This window comes from Halalkalibacter lacteus (assembly GCF_036663595.1).
Classification (GTDB): domain Bacteria; phylum Bacillota; class Bacilli; order Bacillales; family Bacillaceae_D; genus Halalkalibacter; species Halalkalibacter lacteus.
In genome coordinates, this window is sequence record NZ_JAWRVL010000018.1 from 1 (window position 1) to 21,644 (window position 21,644).

At 36.4% G+C, this 21,644-nt stretch carries 17 protein-coding genes; 2 read left to right on the plus strand and 15 right to left on the minus strand.

All coding sequences use genetic code 11. The features are described from left to right. Together SAZ04_RS13670 and SAZ04_RS13675 are read left to right on the plus strand one after the other, a co-directional pair. On the plus strand, nt 1-346 hold a 346-nt coding region (locus SAZ04_RS13670), incomplete at its 5' end, for a hypothetical protein (RefSeq protein ID WP_332696027.1). Between the two features lie 227 nt (nt 347-573). Further along, entirely contained in the window at nt 574-1,527 is a 954-nt protein-coding gene (locus SAZ04_RS13675) for an L-lactate dehydrogenase (RefSeq protein WP_332696029.1), read from the plus strand. Nucleotides 1,528-1,661: 134 nt separating this feature from the next. Here SAZ04_RS13675 and SAZ04_RS13680 read toward each other — a convergent pair whose 3' ends face one another. From SAZ04_RS13680 to galE, 15 genes are all read right to left on the minus strand, one after another. Continuing rightward, on the minus strand, nt 1,662-3,131 hold the full coding sequence (locus SAZ04_RS13680; protein ID WP_488803348.1) for an alanine/glycine:cation symporter family protein: 1,470 nt from the start codon (nt 3,129-3,131) through the stop codon (nt 1,662-1,664). Between the two features lie 336 nt (nt 3,132-3,467). Beyond that, the gene (locus SAZ04_RS13685; protein WP_332696031.1) at nt 3,468-4,436 is read right to left on the minus strand and encodes a sugar phosphate isomerase/epimerase family protein; all 969 of its coding nucleotides are present in this window, start codon (nt 4,434-4,436) and stop codon (nt 3,468-3,470) included. Further along, on the minus strand, nt 4,436-5,491 hold the full coding sequence (locus SAZ04_RS13690) for a Gfo/Idh/MocA family protein (RefSeq protein ID WP_332696033.1): 1,056 nt from the start codon (nt 5,489-5,491) through the stop codon (nt 4,436-4,438). Before SAZ04_RS13690 ends, SAZ04_RS13685 begins: the two co-directional genes overlap by 1 nt. A 16-nt stretch (nt 5,492-5,507) precedes the next feature. Beyond that, entirely contained in the window at nt 5,508-6,533 is a 1,026-nt protein-coding gene (locus SAZ04_RS13695) for a Gfo/Idh/MocA family protein (RefSeq protein ID WP_332696035.1), read from the minus strand. A 62-nt stretch (nt 6,534-6,595) separates the two neighbouring features. Beyond that, nucleotides 6,596-7,321, minus strand: a complete 726-nt coding sequence (locus SAZ04_RS13700) for a ThuA domain-containing protein (protein WP_332696037.1) — start codon at nt 7,319-7,321, stop codon at nt 6,596-6,598. A 282-nt stretch (nt 7,322-7,603) separates the two neighbouring features. Continuing rightward, nucleotides 7,604-8,593, minus strand: a complete 990-nt coding sequence (locus tag SAZ04_RS13705; protein WP_332696039.1) for a LacI family DNA-binding transcriptional regulator — start codon at nt 8,591-8,593, stop codon at nt 7,604-7,606. Between the two features lie 214 nt (nt 8,594-8,807). After that, on the minus strand, nt 8,808-10,370 hold the full coding sequence (locus SAZ04_RS13710; RefSeq protein WP_332696041.1) for a response regulator transcription factor: 1,563 nt from the start codon (nt 10,368-10,370) through the stop codon (nt 8,808-8,810). Next, nucleotides 10,351-12,126, minus strand: coding sequence for a sensor histidine kinase (locus SAZ04_RS13715; protein ID WP_332696043.1), 1,776 nt, complete (start codon nt 12,124-12,126; stop codon nt 10,351-10,353). The genes SAZ04_RS13710 and SAZ04_RS13715 overlap by 20 nt, the downstream gene beginning before the upstream one ends. A 90-nt stretch (nt 12,127-12,216) precedes the next feature. Further along, nucleotides 12,217-13,512 (minus strand): ABC transporter substrate-binding protein, encoded by a 1,296-nt coding sequence (locus SAZ04_RS13720; protein WP_332696046.1) that lies wholly within the window; start codon nt 13,510-13,512, stop codon nt 12,217-12,219. Between the two features lie 85 nt (nt 13,513-13,597). Continuing rightward, on the minus strand, nt 13,598-14,425 hold the full coding sequence (locus tag SAZ04_RS13725) for a carbohydrate ABC transporter permease (RefSeq protein ID WP_332696048.1): 828 nt from the start codon (nt 14,423-14,425) through the stop codon (nt 13,598-13,600). Further along, nucleotides 14,425-15,291: a carbohydrate ABC transporter permease gene (locus tag SAZ04_RS13730; RefSeq protein ID WP_332696164.1), complete on the minus strand. Its 867-nt coding sequence runs from the start codon at nt 15,289-15,291 to the stop codon at nt 14,425-14,427. Before SAZ04_RS13730 ends, SAZ04_RS13725 begins: the two co-directional genes overlap by 1 nt. Before the next feature lie 289 nt (nt 15,292-15,580). After that, nucleotides 15,581-17,359: an SLC13 family permease gene (locus tag SAZ04_RS13735; RefSeq protein WP_332696050.1), complete on the minus strand. Its 1,779-nt coding sequence runs from the start codon at nt 17,357-17,359 to the stop codon at nt 15,581-15,583. Nucleotides 17,360-17,782: 423 nt separating this feature from the next. Then, nucleotides 17,783-19,294: a UDP-glucose--hexose-1-phosphate uridylyltransferase gene (gene galT / locus SAZ04_RS13740; RefSeq protein ID WP_332696052.1), complete on the minus strand. Its 1,512-nt coding sequence runs from the start codon at nt 19,292-19,294 to the stop codon at nt 17,783-17,785. 22 nt (nt 19,295-19,316) lie between these two features. Continuing rightward, a complete protein-coding gene (locus SAZ04_RS13745; protein ID WP_332696054.1) occupies nt 19,317-20,480 on the minus strand; it encodes a galactokinase in 1,164 nt (387 codons plus the stop codon). Nucleotides 20,481-20,567: 87 nt separating this feature from the next. Next, complete coding sequence (galE, locus tag SAZ04_RS13750; protein WP_332696056.1) at nt 20,568-21,566, minus strand: UDP-glucose 4-epimerase GalE; 999 nt, start codon at nt 21,564-21,566, stop codon at nt 20,568-20,570. Nucleotides 21,567-21,644 lie beyond the last annotated feature (78 nt).

The window sequence follows — 21,644 nt, forward strand, 5'->3', positions numbered from 1 at the left end:
TGTGGTTTCGTTGATAAACACCAACAAAACTATCTCTATTTCGCTTGGCTTTTGTTCAGTTTTCAAAGAACTCTTCGCTGCTGCTTTTCAGCAACAAACGTCACTCGTTAGCGACATTTACTATATTAACACACGTTTTAATTCTATGCAACAACTTCCGAACATTTTTTTAGATGCAAAAGATGCTTTCTGTCGATCTATAAGACCGATAAATATTCTACCGCAATTTTTTATTCTACGCAATATTTTTTTAGTTGCGGAATATTTTTTTAAACTCAGAATTAATACTTTATCACAAAACTACGGTATTTACAAATATATAAATGAAAATCGATTATTTTTTTGAAAATGAATTAATTCGTACTATAATATGGAGTAAATATACAGGTTATCTTAAAGAAGAATAAAATTCCTAAACCACAATATTTATATAAACCCAACAGTAACTCCTGCTAATAATTACCATATTCGAATATATTGTGAATCATTTCACAATATATTCACAGATAATGTGAATGTTTTCACAAACAAGTGTTATACTATGCATATAGAGATTTAAAGGAGGCGTTATCTATGAATGGAAAAGTAAATCGTGTGGTTCTGATCGGAACAGGAGCTGTAGGGTGTAGCTACGCTTATTCATTAATAAACCAAGGAGTTATTGAAGAACTAGTTCTTATAGATGTAAATGAACTTCGCGCTGAAGGAGAAGCTATGGATTTAAATCATGGCCTTCCTTTCGCTCCAAGTGCCATGAAAGTATGGAGCGGAACATATAAAGACTGCCAACAAGCAGACTTGGTTGTAATTACTGCAGGTCTTGCACAAAAGCCAGGTGAAACAAGACTTGATTTAGTTGCAAAGAACACTGTCATTTTTAAAGAGATCGTTACTAACGTCATGAGCAACGGATTCGATGGCATCTTTTTAGTCGCAACGAACCCTGTTGATATTATGACTTACGTTACATGGAAAACTTCTGGTTTACCAAAAGAACGAGTCATTGGATCTGGAACTACCTTGGATTCCGCTAGATTGCGCTATATGTTAGGCGACTATTTTGAAATTGACGCTCGTAACATTCATGCCTATATCATTGGAGAACATGGTGATACAGAACTGCCTGTTTGGAGCCACACAACAATCGGAGTTGAGAAACTCAATACCATTATAGATAAAAACGATCACTACAATACAGGCGATTTAGAAAAGATTTTCGAAAATGTGCGAGATGCAGCCTATCATATCATTGATCGAAAAGGAGCTACTTTTTACGGGATAGGAATGTCACTAGTTCGAATAACAAGAGCTATCTTGCAAAATGAAAACAGCATACTTCCTGTTTCTGTATACCTTGAAGGTGAATACGGACATTCCGATGTCTATATAGGAGCACCTGCTATCCTTAACCGAAATGGAATTAGACAAATTGTAGAGATAGAATTAAATGAAAATGAGAAAAAGCAATTTGATCATTCAGTAGAAATTCTTCGTCAGTCAATGGTCCCTAGCTTAGAAATTATTTAATCGATTCACGGAGGGCGCACTTATCTCGCCTTAAAATAAGGTTAGGCAAGAGCAATTACTTATAGATAACTACAATTCCAATAGCACGCTAAAGCAAAATAAGAGTCTCCCGTTAAAGGAAGACTCTTATTTATTTAACTTGAAAGCTTATCTTTATTTTTCTTCTGATCTTCTTCGTATTCATTCTCCCAAAAATCAGCATTCTTAATATTTAGCTTCTTCGGATCGAATACAGGATCAATCCCTTGTTTCTTTTGCGCTTCATAATCCTTCAAGACACGTAGAGCAGGCTTGGCAAGAATTAATATCGCTATTAAATTCAGCCACACCATTAAACCCAATCCAACATCTCCAAACGCCCATGCTAGATCAGCTTCTCTAACTGCACCAAAGAATACAGCTAAAAGTAAAACCACTTTTAAAAGAAACATTCCATATTTAGTAAATTTACCACGAATCAAATAAGCAATGTTCGTTTCAGCCATATAATAGTAAGCCATAATAGTAGTAAAAGCAAAGAAAAATAATGCAACCGCAACAAATGAGGCACCAAAACCCGGAAGTACTGACTCAATGGCAGCTTGGGTGTACCCTGCCCCAGCTGGAATCTCACTAATATTATTAATTATATAGCCACCACTCGGACTCTCAACATTATACATACCTGTAAAAAGAATCATAAACGCCGTCGCTGAACAGACAAGCAGTGTATCAATGTAAACAGAAAATGATTGAACTAGTCCTTGTTTAGCTGGATGTGATACTTCTGCAGCAGCAGCCGCATGAGGACCCGTTCCTTGCCCTGCTTCATTTGAATAAATTCCACGTTTCACCCCCCATGAAATAGCAAGACCGATAATCCCCCCAAAGGCCGCGTCGGCACCAAATGCGCTACTAAAAATCAAAGCGATAACGGCGGGTAATTCAGTAATATTCGCAAACACAATTATAAGCGATAAAAGAATATACGCTACAGCCATAAATGGAACAACAAATTGTGCTACATTCGCGATCCGCTTCACTCCACCAAAGATAATAATACCAATAACAGCAATTAAAATAAGACCTGTAACAGATGTTTTGATTGAAAACGCATTTTCGACAGCTATTGCAATCGAATTAGCTTGAATTCCAGGCATTAATAAACTCATAGCAAGAATCGTAGCAATTGAAAAGATCACAGCATACCATTTCCAGCCGATTCCTTTTTCAATATAATAAGCTGGCCCACCACGGTATTGACCATTTTGCTTCTCTTTGTACATTTGAGCAAGTGTTGATTCAATAAAAGCACTAGAAGCTCCAATGAAAGCAATTGTCCACATCCAAAAGACTGCACCCGGGCCCCCAAAGGCAATCGCTGTCGCTGTACCAGCTATATTCCCTGTACCAACACGCCCTGAAAGTGCAATAGCAAGAGCTTGAAACGAAGAGATACCCGCTGAGGAGCTTTTCCCTTTAAAAGTAAGGCTTACCATATCCTTTAGATGTCTAACTTGCAAAAAGCGGGTAAGAACGGAAAATAATAACCCAACACCAAGACAAAAAATGATCATCGGTGTACTCCAAAGAGCACCATTAAGCCAATTGACGAGCTGCTCCAAAAAAATCCCCCTTACTCATTACATTATTTTGTAGATGCTGTTTCTAATTCGAATTATAGATTAATCACATTCTAATGGCAATATAGAAGAGTCGTAGATTAACAAAAAACATTTCGCCAATATTCGCATTTCCTTTTTAGCTTATCGCTTTCATTATAAGAATGTTCGCCAATCGGAATTATAAGAATTATAAAGGATGTCTCTCATTTTCTTCGTAAAAACAGAACACCCTCTTCGATAAAAACTTTATAATTTTTTTTCAAATGAGTAAATCCAATTTCTATTAAAAAAGAGACTATCTCAAAAATTTGAGTAGCCTCTTTCATCACTAGTTACCTACACCCACCACATATCAGAAGGTTTTTCATCAATAATGATAGAGTTCAGATTTTTCACTGCTCTAGCAAATCCTTCTTCAATGGACATAATTGGATCTTCATGCTCGATGCTTACAACATAATCATATCCATATGTACGCAATGCACTGATCATATCTGACCACTCTTGAATACTATGACCACAACCAACTGAGCGGAACGTCCATGCTCTTGTTTGCACTTCCCCGTAAGGTTGCATGTCTATTAATCCGTACATATTCACATTATCTTGATCGATGTACGTATCTTTGGCATGGAAATGGTGGATTGCATTTTCTTTCCCTAAAATTTTAATTGCCGCTACAGGATCAATCCCTTGCCACCATAAATGACTTGGATCAAGGTTTGCACCAATTGCGTCGCACGTTTCTTCTCTTAATTTTAAGAGTGTATAAGGAGTATGAACTAAGAATCCGCCATGCAGTTCTAGTCCAATTTTCACATTATGATCCTTCGCAAACTGGCCCCACTCTTTCCAATATGGAATTAATTTTTCTTCCCATTGCCATTTTAGGACGTCCCCATATTCATTGGGCCAAGGAGTAACAGGCCAGTTTGGGTATTTCGCCCCTTCATGATCTCCTGCCGTACCTGAAAAACAGTTTACAACCGGAATTTTCATTAAACTTGCGAGTTTTATCGTTTTCACTAAAGCTTCGTGAGACTCTTTTGCAAAAGATTCATCAGGTGAAATTGGGTTTCCGTGACAACTAAAAGCACTAATTTCCAAACCACGAGACGCCACTTTCTCCATGTACACCTGCCGCAATTCTTCACTCTCTAATAGACTATCAATATCGCAATGAGCATTACCAGGATATCCACCTGTTCCAATTTCAACAGCTTTCACACCAGCTTCTTTTACGTAATCTAACATTTCTTCAAAGTTCTTTTGAGAAAATAGTACCGTAAAAACTCCTAGTTTCATTACAAGTCCTCCTTATAATCTATTTTAACACTCCGACCTGTTTCACTACTCTTATAAATAGCATCAATTATTTGTGACACTTGCATCGCTTCCTCTGGTTTCACGATGAGATCATCGTTTCCTAAGCAAGTATCGACAAAATTTTTAACTTGAGAGATTCCAGAGTCCTCTTCACCTGGAATCCAATTCGCTTGACTATTTATAAGCATGCCATGTTTCGCTTGATTCAGTTCAAACGGAAATAAATCGATGCCACCGGTTTGTCCAGAGATACTGACACTTTCAACATCTTCTTTAATATTAGCAGCCCACGACGTTTCAAATAACAACGATGCCCCGTTTTCAAACGTAATATAGGCAGTTACATGATCATCCACTTCAAATGTCTCATGGTTAAATCTCCCCCATTGATTCACTTGATTCGGCATTTTGCTTAACTGATTATACGACTTCCCCATCACTTCAACAGGTTTTGGGTTTCCAAGTAACCAAAGCGACAAGTCTAAAAAGTGACAACCCCAATCAATGAGACTTCCTCCACCTTGGAGTTCTTTATTTGTAAAAACGCCCCAACCAGGAACTTTTCTTCTTCTTAACGCTTGTGCTCTCGCTACAATAGGCTCTCCGATTTCCTGCTTCAAAATCACCTTTTTGGCTGCTTGTGAATCTTTCATAAAACGATAATGGAAGCCGATTGAAAGTACTTTCCCTGACTGATCAGCCGCTTCAATCATCGATTCACATTCTTCTGTATTCATCGCCATCGGTTTTTCACAAAGGACATGAACACCCGCTTCAAGAGCTGCAATTGTAATTTCCGCATGAAATTTATTCGGTGTACAAATCGTAACAGCATCTACTTCACTGAATAGATCCCAGTAGTCTGAATACACTTTTTCAATGCCGAATTCTTTAGCAGCCGCTTGCGCTGTTCCGATATTCACATCACAAACAGCTTCAATTACGACACTGTCTGACAATTGTTGATAAGCGGGGATATGGCGACCTTGAGCAATCCCTCCAGCCCCAATAATCCCCATTCGTAATTTTTTCATCTGGGTCATCCTCACCTTACAAGCTTGTAATTCGTTTTGTTTCATTTGATTCAAGAGCAGATAGAACAACTTGAAGAGACTTCATACCTTCTTCTCCTGTCACAGGAGGCTCTACATCTTGAATGATAGAAGAAATAAACTGATCAACGACTTGCGTATTGTTTTGCCCACCAGCTTCGTTAGTCTGAATACCACCAAGCTCATATTTGACCACTTCTCCATTTTTATATTGAATGACAAGAGAGTTAACTGGATCATCTTCTAAACGAATTATTGCTTTTTCGCCGTAAATAATGGTCGAATTATCTTCTTTTGATACATAAGACCAGCTCGCAGCAAGCGTACCGATAATACCACTTTCTGTTTTTAACACACACACTGCCGTGTCATCAACATCTGCGTTTTGCTTAGCACTCGTTTCAATGAATGCACCCACTTCAACAAACTCTTCACCTAGAATGAATCTTAGTAAATCAGTTTTATGAACACCTAAGTCTCCCATTGCCCCAATGAATGCCTCTTCCTTTTTGAAGAACCAACTCTCCTTACCATCCGCACTCCATCCTTCTGGACCACCATGACCAAATGCCGTACGGAAGCTATAAATCTTTCCAACTTCACCGTTTTCAATCAGCTTTCTTGCTTTTTGATGAGAAGGAACAAAGCGTTGATTATGGGCAATCATCAGCTTTTTGTTATTTTCTTTCGAAGCTGCAATCATAGCTTCTGCATCCACACGTGAAGTAGCCATTGGTTTTTCACATAGAACATGCTTTCCTGCTCTAAGTGCAGCAATTGATATTGGAGCATGTAAGTAGTTAGGTGTACAAACACTGACTGCATCAACATCAGGATTTGTAAGTAACTCTTCATAACTAGTATAAGCTTTTGCACTATATTCTTTTGCAAACTCATGTACTCGATCTTCAACAATATCGCATACAGCAACAATTTCTACTTCTTCGTTGTTCGCATACTCAGGTATATGACGATGTTTGGCAATACTTCCACAACCGATAACGCCTACTTTAATTTTACTCATAATCAATTCCCCCTAAATATTAGTGTGTGATAAAAAGGTCGATGCAATGGCTTAATGCATCTTTAGTTTTTTAGCTTGATTTCTTCAAGCGGCTTCGCATTTCCATAAACAGGCATTGCACGATCTGTTGGCTTTGCCCACTGTACGGCATTTGTGATCACTCGTTGAATTTCCTTGTTGTGATACGTTGGGTACGTCTCATGTCCTGGACGGAAGTAAAAAACTTTTCCTTTCCCACGTTGGTATGTACAACCACTCCTAAATACTTCTCCACCTTCGAACCAACTCATCATAATCAGTTGATCAGGAGCCGGAATGTCGAAATGTTCACCATACATTTCTTCTTTTTCAAGCTCGATGTATTCACCAATTCCTTCCACAATCGGATGGCTTGGATCGACTACCCACAAACGTTCCTTTTCGTCTGCTTCACGCCATTTTAAGTCACACGTAGTTCCCATTAAGTTCTTAAAGATTTTAGAAAAATGACCTGAGTGAAGGACGATAAGGCCCATTCCTTCTAGTACTCGCTTTTTCACTTTTTCGACGATCTCATCACTTACTTCATCATGAGCGAGATGTGCCCACCAGAGCAGTACATCTGTCTGATTTAACACCTCTTCTGTTAATCCATGTTCAGGATCATCAAGCGTAGCCGTTTTTACCTCTACTTGTTCTCCCTGTAAAAAGCCAGCAATTGCCCCGTGAATCCCTTCTGGATAAATGTCGCGTACGACCGGGTTCTTTTGTTCATGACGGTTCTCATTCCATACTGTTACGTTTAACATGTTTATGCCTCCTAATATTTCACTTTTAATAAAAAGTGTTTTTCATTCGTTTATCTTTATAATTCCAAGTTTCGTGATCAGCCTTACTTTTCCCCGATTTCTAGAACAATACTAACCTTTTCGTTTTTTAACACCTCCTTTATGAAATCAATTTCAGGCCCTTTAATAAATATTTCACTCAAATTGGACCGCTACTAAAAAACACTTATACTGAATGTGAAATCGATCTCACAAATCCGTGTTAAAAACTCAATAAATCTCAATTCTGAGATCGATCTCATATTAAACCGACTCTCTAATAATTAGTTGTATTGGTAATTCATAAACTTGTTTCTCATTGTTCGTACTTTGTTTAGCTAACATAGAAGTCATGATTTCCATCGTTTTCTTTCCCATATCTTTAATAGGTTGCCTGATAGTTGTAAGAGGTGGTTCCACTAATTCTGCGATCGGTAGATCATCAAAACCAATGACGGCAATATCTTCTGGAATACGCAAACCAAGACTTTTTGCTTCTTTAATAATACCTACTCCTATTTCATCACTACCTGCAAATACTGCTGTTGGTCTGTTTTCCATTGAGGTAATTTCTCTCAATATTTTTTTACCGCACTCTATGCTAGGCGAATCACGAAACATCCATTCTTCCCTAACATCGAGCTTGAATTCTTCCATCGCAGTCTTAAACCCTTTTAGACGATCAGCACCAAGTTCACCCTTCGTGCCACCACAATAGGCTACTTTCTTATGCCCTTTTTCAATCAAATGACGAGCACCTTTATAACTCCCCTTCACTTGATCAAGGCGGACAACGGGAACTGGAGATTCCGATTTATATTCATTACACATAATAATCGGTCCACATTCTTGGTAAGAAGCAATCGTTTCCCAGTCATTTTCGATAGACGTAAAGATTAACCCATCTACCTGCTTTGTTTGTAAAAGATTTAAAAAGCTTAGTTCTTTCTCTTTGTTATGGTGCGTTTGACAAATTAGCAATTGCAGTCCGTTCTCTACTGCTACCATTTCTAAACCCTCGATAAGAAAGGGGAAAAATGGATTAGTCAGGCTAGGAACAAGTACAGCAATGGCGTCTGTTCTTTGTTTTCTTAACCGTTGTGCAGATGAATTAGGATAATACTCTAACTCCTTCATTGCCTGATACACAAGTTGCTTTTTTTTTTCAGTAACATATGGGTGATTATTAATTACTCGAGAGACAGTTGCTCTAGATAACCCTGCTAATTTAGCTACATCTTCTATCGTTGCCATAATTTCTCCTTTCATCTAAATAAATGGTTCTTCTTAAAGGAGAATCTGTTCTTATTCACGATAACGTTTTCATAAACTAATTTCAACTATAGTTTAATTCAAACTAATAAAAAAGACAATACTTTTATTATATATAGTTAGTAGGCAGTTTGAGAAATGGTTCAAAACTGCCTTTACTCCTTAATACTAGTTAGTTCACTGTTTAATATTGCTATTATTCTCCTCCCTTACTAGCAAGAGAATGTCTGAACTCACTCGGTGTAATCCCTTCTATTTTCTTAAACACTTTAATAAAATATTTATCATTTTGATAGCCAACTGCTTCAGCGACTTCATAAATTTTCAGGTAAGGGTTTTCCAACAAATCTTTTGCCTTTTTAATTCGTATATTCGTAACATAATCCGTTATCGTTTCCTGAAATTCCTGCTTGAATTTTCTTGAAATATACTCTCTGCTTAAAAAGAATCGATCGGCAATATCTTGTAGTTTAATATCTTTTTGATAGTTCTTTCTAATATATTCTTCAATCATTTGAAGACTGTTTTTTTCTTTTTTAAAATGCACCTGATAGACAGCTTGAATTAACTCATGAAATTCTCTTTTCTTTTCCTTTTGAAAATGAGTAAATGAGAAACGGCCATTGTCATGCCAGTAATGGACTCCCTTATACAAAGAATCTAGACTACCTATTTCATATTCTTTCAGCCAATGTTCTTTTAAAATATTAAATTGGGTTTCCCATACATCAAGTTGTTCCATTGAAAAATAGCTTCTCTCACTAAACATCATAAAAATACGTTCTAAAATGCCATGAATTTGATCGATGCTTCCACTTTGAATTGCCCATTTTATTTCCTCTGAATAATCAAAGAGGTGTACTACTCTATGAACCTCTTTTTTCACTGAAGGATCAGCATCATCTAGAAGATTGATTTGATTTAAAAAGGAGGATGCTGATTCGTATGCCTCTACTAATTGATGAGAAGGGTTACCTATTGCAAATTTGCAATCCATATTTATTTCTTGAATTATCTGAGAGATGACTTTAGCCTTTACATTTGAAACGTCAGTACGATCCCTTAAAAAAAGCAAGACAAGCTCTTCCTCTTTCGTAAGATTACGAAAGGCAATTCCCTTATTTTCACTTGTACGTAGCAGCTCATTACAAACTGTCAATACGGAAGAGAAAGCATGTTCTGCGTCGCCTTGGTATTTTTTTTGAATCAGCATCTTCATGGGAATTAAAGCTACTGAATAAGAAGTAAACGAAAGGTCAACTTGAAACTCTTCTTCAATTTGGTTTACAGCTCGTCTCGATAGTTTCGCTTTCTCCAAACTCCCAGAGAGAAGATGATCCCAAACCACCTTTTCATTTTCCAAAGTAGATAACCTATTATTATTCTCTTTGCTCCATTCTTTTACAGCCCTAGCTAAGGAATCGTTCAACTCTTTGGGATTTATAGGTTTCAGTATATAATCAAAACCGCCATACGTAATACAATTTTTCGTATACTTAAAGTCATCATAACCACTAATGACAATCGTCTTTGAATTCAGGTTGGAGGAATCGATCCATTTTAAAAGATCAATCCCATCACATCTTGGCATGCGCATATCTGTAAAAATAATAGCCGGTTGATGTTCAGTAATTAATTTCATCGCTTCTTCACCATCACCCGCTTCTAGAATGGTATCAATCCCATACTTTTCCCACTCAGCTAATAACTGGAGACCTTCACGGACATGCTTTTCATCATCAACGATGATCGCTTTCATGTATTCCACCCTCCATCTCTAACGGAAGCCTCATTGTAACAAGAAAGCCACCTGAATTCCGATTTTGAAGTTTAAACAGAGCTTGATTTGAGTAATACAATTTTAATCGAGCATATACATTTTTTAATCCTATATTAGAATCTGTTTTACTATTGTTTTGTTCTGCATGTAAATGGTCATGAATTTCTTTGAGGCGTTGTTCTGATACGCCTATTCCGTTATCACGAATAGCAATAAACAAATGAGAGTCTTTTTTCCTACATTTAATTTTTAGTTCTCCTACCCCTTCACGTATATCAAACCCATGTTTAAAATAATTTTCAATGATCGGTTGTAATATCATTTTCGGAACTTTAACATCAAGCGCATCTTCTTGTACATCGAGAATATAGTGTAAATCATCACCAAATCGTTGCTTTTGCAATAAAAGGTACGATTTGGTGTAATTGATCTCTTTTGCTAATGGTACAACATCTTCATCCATATTCATACTGTATCTCATGATTTGCGACAGATCAGTTAAAGACGAATAAATTTCTGGCACCTTACTTTTTAATGCCATTGTACCAATCGATTGCAGTGTATTATATAAAAAGTGAGGATTGATTTGTGAATGTAGAACTTTTAATTGATTTGTTTTATTTTCTAATTCCAGCTTATATTCTCTATTTATTAAATGATTGATTTTTTCGATCATCAACTTAAACCGATGACCAAGAACCCCAATCTCATCATTTCCAAGTGATTGAAATTGAACTTGCATCTTTCCTTTTTCAACTTGTTTTATGTTTTGTAAAAGTACCCTAATCGGTGATGTTATATTAAACGAAACAAAAAAGGTCGCTAATATAACCAGTGTTAATCCAATGACTCCAAATATAATATTTATAATAGCTACGCCATATGCGCTCTCGTACAAAGTAGTAAAAGGAATTCTTTTAACTAAAATCCAACTTCCAGAAGCATCAGAAAGCCTATCAAACACCACTACACCCTGAAATGTTGAATCCTTCCACTCAAAGGTGCCACTTTGTTCAGTAGATTCTAAAAGCTTATTCATCCATTTCGGATAGTCATGAACGAGTAAGTCTGAACTTGAATCGTAAATGAAATGACCTTCTGGGGTCGCGATATAAAATTCCTCTTCCTTGTCATTATAAAGATAATGACTCAGTTCATTAATCTTATCTGGTTTTATTTCTAAAGAGAGATAAGCAAGAATATGATTAGCAGGAACATTCCTGAATGCACGATGAATCGTAAACATATTTGAAAGATTGTTTGACTCAATATACAAATTATTAGGGTTGTCCTTAGCCTTTTGATACGCTTCCATATTTATGTCTACTTGTTCAGAATAGATAATGGTAGACTGTCTAGACGATGATACGATTTGCTGATCACCTACAATCGACATGTACACTTTGTTAATGTTCTCATCACTATATAACAGTGCTCGTAATACATTATTAACAACACCCATCGACAGATAATCATTGCTGCCATATGACTTTCGTAAATAATTCATAAGATCTGGATTGCTATAAAAAGATAGAGTGAAGTTATTTAATTCTCTTAAATAGTTATCGATATTGACTTTCCCTTGGTATAGGAGATTAACGTTTTCTTGAATTGATTGATCCTTTAATGATTCTTTCGTATATAGATACGTAACGATAATTGAACTGCCAAAAGGGATGATCGTTATTAGTAATAATAAAACAATAAGTTTATTTCTTATGCTTCTTTTAAACAACGAAGTGCCTCCCCGCTTTTTCTATACGTAAAGTATAAAACAGAAAGCATATCTACGTATAGATATGCTTTCGTTAATTTGGAAGAAGAATTACTTTAAATTATCCCAAGTAGCTTGGAACTTCTCTAGAACTTCATCGTACTCAATTTGGCCTGCAACATACTCTTGAATAGCTGCCGCAAAATCTTGGTTGGCTCCATCTGGCCACATGAACCATGTCCATGGAATTGTTTTCTCTTCAACAGAATAGTCTAGAATTGACTCTCCTAGTGCACCCAATCCTACTGGTTCAATGTTATCGAATGCTGGAATGAAGGCAAATTCTTCTGTCATATAACGTTGACCTGTTTCAGAAGAAACCATCCAATCTAGAAGTAATTTTGCTTCTTCAAGATGCTCAGAGTTTTTATTAATCGCCCAGTTATTAGGGACACCTACTGGAATACGATCTGCATCAGCTTCGTCATTTAAAGGAATCGGCAAGAACGCCATATTCATATCTGGATTGATTTGATAGATCATGTTCTCAGTCCAGTTTCCTTGTTGCAATATTGCTGTTTCACCTGAAGCAAATAGTGTTACTTGCGTATTGTAGTCTGTTGTTAAAGGATTTGTATTACCATAGTTGATTTCTGTGTCAATCACTTGCTTAAAGTCTTCAAAATGTTTGTTTCCAACAAATGATTCTGTACCTTCTATTAATCCATCAATAAATGCGGCAGGATCATCTTGTTGCGCAAATGGAATATTTAATAAATGCTGTCCTATTACCCACCACTCGCCATATCCAGCAGCAAATGCCGTGATTCCATTTTCTTCTAATTTCTCAACTGTAGCAGTGAGTTCAGACATAGTCCCTGGTGCTTCTGTAATTCCAGCTTGCTCAAATAAATCTTTGTTATAGACAAATCCGTATCCTTCAAGATTCACTGGCATACCATAAAGAGTTCCATCTTCATCTGTCATCGGCACTTTCCCAATTGGAAGTAAATGGTCAACCCAAGGCTCATCAGATAGATCAGCTAAATGCTCTTTCCAAAGTTCTAATTCATTAAAACCACCATTGTTAAAAATATCAGGCTTTTCACCAGATGCAAATTTAGCTTTTAATGCAGCACCGTAGTCTGCTCCGCCGCCAACTGTTTCAAGCTTTACTTTGATGTTTGGATGCTCTGCTTCAAATTCTTTTAACATTTCTTGAAGCTGATCCGCAATTTCAACCTTGAACTGAAAGAAGTTTAGAGTTACCACTTCATCACTATCACCAGCTTTTGAATCCCCACTAGTACTAGAATCACCTGAACTATCTGCGTCACTCGACGAACACCCTGCAATAATTCCGACGACAAACAACATTGACATGCAAAGCAATAAGAAACGTTTCATATGCAATTGCCTCCCTAATCCCCTATTTTTTACTTGCTTATATTAATCTTTTGTAGCGCTAGCCACAAAACTTGTAAACAATAAATTACTTAATTGATCCTGAAGCAATTCCTTTGATGATGTGCTTCTGTAAAAACAAGAAGAAAATAACGACTGGCGTAATCCCTAGTACTAATGCTGCAAGCCCCATATCCCACTGTTTTGTATATTGAGCAAAGAAAGAGCTTGTTGCAAGTGGTATCGTTCTAAGCGACCCATCCTGTAAAACAAGAAGTGGCAATAGATAGTCGTTCCAAATCCATAATGTATTTAAAATGACCACTGTAACAGTAATTGGCTTTAATAGTGGAAATACTATTCTCCAAAACAGACCAAATTGACTACATCCATCAATCCGAGCAGATTCTTCCACCTCTATAGGTACGGTTTTCACAAATCCATGATAAAGGAATAAGGAAAGCGGAACACCGAAGCCAAAGTACATAATGATAATCCCTGGGATACTATTCATAATCCCGAGCATTCCACCAAGTTTTACAAGTGGAATCATAACCGTCTGAAATGGAATCACCATTGCGGATACGAAGATTACGAATAAAATTTTACTGAAATTCCCTGGTGTGCGAACCATTTTCCAAGCTGCCATTGAACTAATAACAACAAGTCCTATATTACTGAAAACGGTAATAACAAGTGAGTTGAAAAAAGCTCTTGGGAAATCAAGAATCTCCCACACTTTCACGTAATTAGAAAATAACCATTCACTAGGTAACGCTGCAGCATCAATAAGAATCTCAGAAAACCCTTTTAGTGAATTAGCAATAACGAAATAAAACGGTACAAGGAAGATGAGAGCGAGTAATATCGCAAAGACTTCTAATACAAATGTCTTTTTCGTATACCTTTTGTTCATTATGCCTCAACCTCCTTCTTTTTCGTGAACATCACTTGTACGGTTGTAAATATCGCTACAACAACAAAGAATAAGATTGATTTTGCTGATCCTAATCCATAGTTATTGTTTGTAAATGCTTCTTGATAAATATTAATGGCTACCGATTGAGTTGAGTTAAATGGACCTCCACCTGTTAAAGATAAGTTTAAATCAAAAATCTTAAATGCCATTGATATTGTTAGAAAGAAACAAATCGTAAAGGCAGGTAGTATTAATGGAATAATAATTTTTGTTAATAACGTATACGCATTAGCGCCGTCTATTTTCGCAGCTTCTAATAGGGATGTATCGACACCTTGCAACGCAGCAATGTAAATGACCATCATATACCCACTAATTTGCCATGCGAAAACGATGACAATTCCCCAAAAGGCCGTCTGCGCATCTCCTAGCCATGCCTGTTGAAAAAAGGAAATGTTCGTTAACTCTCCAACTGCCGCAAACCCTCTTACGAAGATGAATTGCCAGATAAATCCAAGCAATAATCCCCCAATAACATTTGGAATAAAAAAGGCAGTCCGTAATATATTTCTGGTCTTTAATGCGGAATTTAAAATTAACGCAAAGGAAAAACCTATTATATTACTAATTGCAACAGCAGCAAACATAAATTTCGTTGTGAACAAGAATGAATCAAAGAACCTTTCATCATTTGTAAAGATTCGTTTGTAATTTTCAAGTCCTACCCATTCAGTTGCTGAGCTAATTCCATTCCAAGAAGTAAAGGAATAATAAATCCCCATAAAAAATGGGATAATTTGAATGACGATAAAAAATAAAATGGCCGGTCCAACAAACGCAGCGTAAGATAAAAATTTCTTCATCCTTTTGTTATTTTTCACGACTTTCTTTACTTCTGTATTCGCTTTCGACTTATTTGTTTCTAACGTTGTATCCAATGTGTTGTCACCGCCTCGAATTAATGTAATCGCTTTCTTAATTTCATTATAGTGATAATAAGAGGTGTAGAATAGTGACAGGATTGACTAAAACGGTATACTATTTTGACTTGATGTAAGCGCATTAAATTTATAGAATATAAAAAGAATCTTAAATTCACTTGAATTTAAGATTCTTTTTATAACATACTAACCTCTCTTTTTACGATATTCTTTAGACAATCCATACAAAATAAACAATGACAACTGTAACAACTAAATAAAGAATATTAAGTGGTATTCCTATTTTCAAATAATCAGAAAAACGATACCCACCAGGTCCATATACGATTAAATTAGCTTGATAACCGATAGGGGTCGCAAAACTAGCTGATGCTGCAATGGCAATTGTTACAAAAAAAGCCATTGGGTCAACTTCCAATTGATTTGAAATAGCAAGAGATATCGGGAACATTAACACAGCAGCTGCATTGTTCGTAATAATTTCTGTAAATAACGTTGTAAGAAAATAAACAGCGATAATGGCTCCAATCACACCAGCACCCTTTGTGATCTGCACAAAGTGATTAGCTATCAAAGTAGCAGCACCAGTTTGCTCTAATGCTATACCGACCCCAATAGCACAAGCTATTAATAGCAGTACATCAAACTGGATATATTTTCGCGCACTTTCGAATGAGACTGTCTTGGTTACAAAAAGAGTAACAACAGCTAATACCGCAGCTTTGAACATTGGTATAATGCTAAAGGCTGCAAGAAGTATCATAACAATTAATGTTGTGATCGCGATAATTGATTTCTTAGGATCAACAATTTCAGGATCTTCAATCGGTGAAAGCAAATAAAAATCTCTTGAATTAGACCACCTATTGACAAAATCCTTATTTGCTAAAAGGAGTAACGTATCTCCTGCCTTTAATTTAATATCTCCAACTTTATTGTTAATTCTTTCGTCATTTCTATGAACGGCTACAATACCAGCATCATATTTACTACGAAATTTACTTTCTTTAACCGTTTGTTGAATTAACAAAGATTGATGGGAAACAACAGCTTCAACTAGCGAAGCACTTCCGTTTTGCAGACTTTCTAACTTCAAGTTCGTTCCTGTCTCGACTCGTAATCCTTTTATATTTTGTAATTCTACTATCGTTGATAACAATCCTGTAAAAATCAAACGATCGTTTTCTTTTAATTTTATAAACGAAGGTACTGGGGCTGTCCGGTCTCCGTTTCTTATAAGTTCTATTAAATAAAGTCCTTGTAAATTTCTTAATCCTGCTTTTTCAATTGTCTTTCCGATCAACGGTGAGTTCGGTTCTACTAGAGCTTCTGATAAGTATTCGCGAGAGCTTTCCTCAAAGGATTCCTCCGAAGTTTTTCTATCCGGCAATAGCTTATAGCCAATTGTCACCATGTATAAAATCCCTAGTAAACCAGCAGGAAGACTAACTATGGCTAGTTGAAACATCGAGAAGCCACCCATTCCATTTTCTAGCATGAATCCATGGATAACTAGGTTTGTAGAAGTACCTATTAACGTCAAGGTCCCACCAAATATAGTTGCATAAGATAGAGGAATTAAAAACTTTGACGGTGAAATATTTCTCTCTTTACACCATTTTCGAATAACTGGAGTAAACATTACAACAATTGGTGTGTTATTTAAAAAGGCAGACAACGTTGATACAGGAATCATCATTTGCACAAGAGATTTTCTATGACTTTTACCAGTCCCCATTGACCTTGTTACAATATGATTTAACATTCCAGTTTGTTTAACTGCTCCAGCTACAATAAAAAGAAGTGCTACTGTTAACATTCCTTCATTCGAAAATCCTCTTAACGCATCTGCCGGAGATAAGATCCCTGTTAAAAGAAGAACGGCTAATGCACAAAAAACAATAAAATCCGGTCTAGCTATTTCTTTAATTAGGCAAATCAACATTCCTACTACAACGAATATCACAAAACCTATTTCAAAAGTCATCATAAACACTCCAAACACCAATTCCGACTAAACTTATTTGTTTTATTATATTAGTTAAGTCAGGAAAATGTCCAGAAAAATTTGTTGTTTTTATGATTGAATTAATTTCATAATTTGAATCCTTAGTCTCGCAAGGCTTTCAAGACATGAAAAAAGGAGTACCTCCCTAAAAGTCAAATTAGTTAGTTACCACCTAACTAAAGAATGGAGACCAATAGTTATACTCGTTACATAAAAGTTGTCTGTTTTATTATATTCACAGATAAAATAGAGCTTCAATCATCTATAAACAAAAAGGCCTAACCTGTAAAAATAAGGTGTTAGGCCTTCAGTTCACTAAACAAACTAATCAATAAATTTGCTGTTAGCTTGTTTTTCTAGAAGAAAGAAAAATCCTCAAATATGGTAGACAATCGCTTATTTTTCTTAAATACTTTGAATAAATCGAACAAACGCCGCTTTTCCCTCCGCTGTTCTTTTATACACACCAGCATGCTCTAATACGACTGAGAATACTTTACCGATTTCAAGTTGCAGTATTTCATGAATCGTACCCTCGTTTAGATCTTGGTATTTTTCTTTAATGCTAGTCGCCCATTCTACATGCTTTTTTGTTCGGTCATCATTACTAGCAAGTGAAGCGAAGTCCTCCTCCAACATATATGTTGCTAATACTTCCATTTCCACTTGAAGGCGTCCTGGTAATACTGCTAAACCCATTACTTCGATTAAACCGATGTTTTCTTTTTTAATATGGTGTACTTCGTCATGAGGATGGAAAATCCCTAATGGGTGTAATCCATCCGTCCGATTATTTCGAAGAACTAAGTCCATTTCAAATTTCCCTTCTTTAAAACGAACAATAGGGGTAATCGTATTGTGCGGCTCATCACCAGTAAATGCATAGATAGAAACACTGTCATCAGAATAGTTACGCCAGTTTACTAAAATTTCTTCTGCTAAAGCGGAAACTTCATGTCGATCGGTTCCACGTAAACGGATAACAGACATTGGCCAACGGACAATCCCTACTTCAACATTTGCAAATCGTGAAACAGAGAATGATTCTTCTACGTCTGCCATCGCCATTGGAAATTCATGATTACCACCTTGGAAATGATCATGTGACAAAATCGACCCACCAACAATTGGTAAATCAGCATTTGTTCCGGCAAAATAATGAGGAAATTGTTCGACAAAATGCAATAATCGATCGAAACCTTCTTTTGAGATTGCCATTGGTTTATGTTCGCTTGAAAACAAAATGGCATGCTCATTGTAATACACGTATGGTGAGTATTGAAAATACCAAGCTTCACCGCTTAATGTAACAGGAATGATACGATGATTTTGTCTTGCGGGATGATTCACCCTTCCCCGGTACCCGACGTTTTCTTTGCATAATAAACATTTTGGATAAGAAGACTGTTTTATCCCTTTTGCTGCTGCAATCGCTTTCGGATCTTTTTCTGGCTTTGATAGATTGATTGTAATTTCTAAATTTCCATATTCTGTTTCACTATACCAATGCTCATTTTTAGCAATTCGATCTTTTCGAATATAGTGAGAGTCTTTTGATAACTGATAAAAATAGTTAGTTGCCTCTTTTACATTATCACGTGACTGAAATTGATGAATGACTTCAGATGGCCGCGGCATAAGGCAATCCATAATTTGTGTATCAAGTAAGTCACGGTACGTAATCGTATTTGTTTTTAGAATCCCTTTATCATAAGACCAATCCAACATTTGATCTAAAATCGGTTGGGGTGATTCAAGCTCTTCAGATTGCGCGACCACTTCTTCACTATCATCTAAATCAAATATCGCTAATAGCTGATTACAGACATAGTCGACATCAAATGGTGTAATTAGATTTTTTTGAAGACCGTACTGAATAAGCCGATCTATTTGTTCATATATATTGATTGTTGGCATTGTCTTTCCTCCCGTATATCAGCTAGAGAGTAATTTCTTTTGCTTTATCTCCTATTTCTACCGTATAAAAGTCTGCCTTTAGTCCAGTTTGCTGAGCGTACTGTAAACTGACCCGTTCAATAAAATCAGCAAGCTGTTCCTTGTGCACTAAGTTTACTGTACATCCACCAAATCCTGCACCTGTCATTCTTGCCCCAACAACCTTCGCGTCCGAGGCAGCTTGAACAAGTGCATCAAGTTCCTGCCCTGTCACTTCATAATCATCTCGTAAAGAAATATGCGACTCATTCATTAGTTTCCCAAAGCCTGCAACATCACCAGCGTTTAATTTTTCGACTGCAAGTACAGTTCGTTCATTTTCAGAAACGGCATGTTTTGCACGCTTTTGAACTGTGTCATTTTTAATAACATGCTTGTGTTTCTCAAACTCTTCAATCGATAAATCCCCAAGTGACTCAATGCTAACAACTTGTTGAAGTAACGTTAACGCCTCTTGACACTCACTTCTTCTATCATTATATTTTGAATCAGCTAACCCTCTTTTTTTGTTTGTATTAATAATAACTAAAGACATATCCTCTAATTTAATAGGAGAGTATGTAGCTTCAAGTGTCTGACAATCAAGTAAGATTGCATGATCTTTCTTCCCCATACCGATCGCAAACTGATCCATAATTCCACATTGAACTCCAATATATTCATTTTCTGCTTTTTGAGCAAGTTTTACTAATTCAACTTGATCAATCTTAAGTTGAAACATTTCATTTATCATAACTGCTGTAACTAATTCAATAGAAGCAGAAGAAGATAACCCAGCTCCATTTGGAATGGTTCCATTAAATACAACATCAAAACCAGTAAGAATTAAGGCATCAGCTTCTATTAATTTAGCTACAACCCCTTTTGGATAATTAGCCCAATCATGTTCTTCAACATACATTAAATTTTCAAGTGACGTTTCAATTACTCCTCTATCCGAAAAATTCATTGAATACAAACGAATTTTTGAATCTTTTCGTTTCCTAGCAACAGCAAATGTACCAATACTTAATGCACATGGAAATACGTGCCCCCCATTGTAATCCGTATGTTCTCCAATTAAGTTCACTCGTCCCGGGGCAAAAAAAGCACGTAATTGATCGGTTTCTTTAAATACTTCGATAAATGTTTTTTTTATGTTCTCCAATGATGACACCTCATTCAAAAATGTAATATAAAGCTGGTATATATAGCACGTTTTTTCTATTATTATACTTTTAAAACAAAACTAAAGTTATATTCTACGTTCCTTAATATAGCCATGTGGGTTAGCTTGATGCCATTTCCATGCATGAGAGATGATTTCTCCTAAATCTGGATATTGCGGCTTCCATTGTAATTGTTCTTTTGCCTTTTGTGATGACGCAATTAATGTTGCTGGATCACCAGCTCTTCTTTCTGCAACCACCGCTGGAATTTCTTTTCCAGTAATTGTCCGACATACGTCGATTACTTCCTTAACAGAAAATCCTTTGCCATTGCCGAGATTATAGATTCCGCTTTCATTTGACTCTTCTAATTTTTTAAGAGCGAGAAAATGTGCTTGTGCTAAATCCATGACATGAATATAATCTCTAACACAGCTTCCGTCTTCGGTCTGATAATCATCACCGAAAATTTTAATGCTTTCACGTTGGCCTAATGCGACTTGCAAAACAATTGGAATGAGATGAGACTCAGGGGTATGATCCTCTCCTATCCTTCCTAACGGATCAGCACCTGCTGCATTAAAGTAGCGTAAACACACTGATTTTAAGCCATAAGCATCGTCAGCCCACTTCAGCATTTTCTCAATAGCTAGTTTTGTTTCCCCATATGGATTTGTAGGGATCGTCGGGTCACTTTCTAATATAGGGATTGATTTCGGCTCACCATACGTTGCTGCAGTTGAGGAGAATACGATTTTCTTCACATCATGTTCAACCATTTTCTTAACGAGTGTGTACGAACCGATGACATTATTATCATAATATTCTAGAGGTTGTTCTACACTTTCACCAACTAAAGAATTGGCAGCAAAGTGAATTACGCTTGAAATGTGATGAGTTTGAAAAATCTCATCCAGTACATTCTCATTTCGCAGACCACCCTTATATAACTGCGCACCTAATATAGCATCAGCATGTCCTTTTTCTAAATTATCCAAGATAATAACTTCTTCACCTTTTTCTTGTAAATAAAGCGCCGTATGACTGCCAATATATCCAGCCCCGCCAGTTACTAAAATCGCCATTGAAATCGAACCTCCTGCAATGTTGTTTTATTATCACTTCGATACTTAATTAATTTAATTAATTAACTTTATCTTATC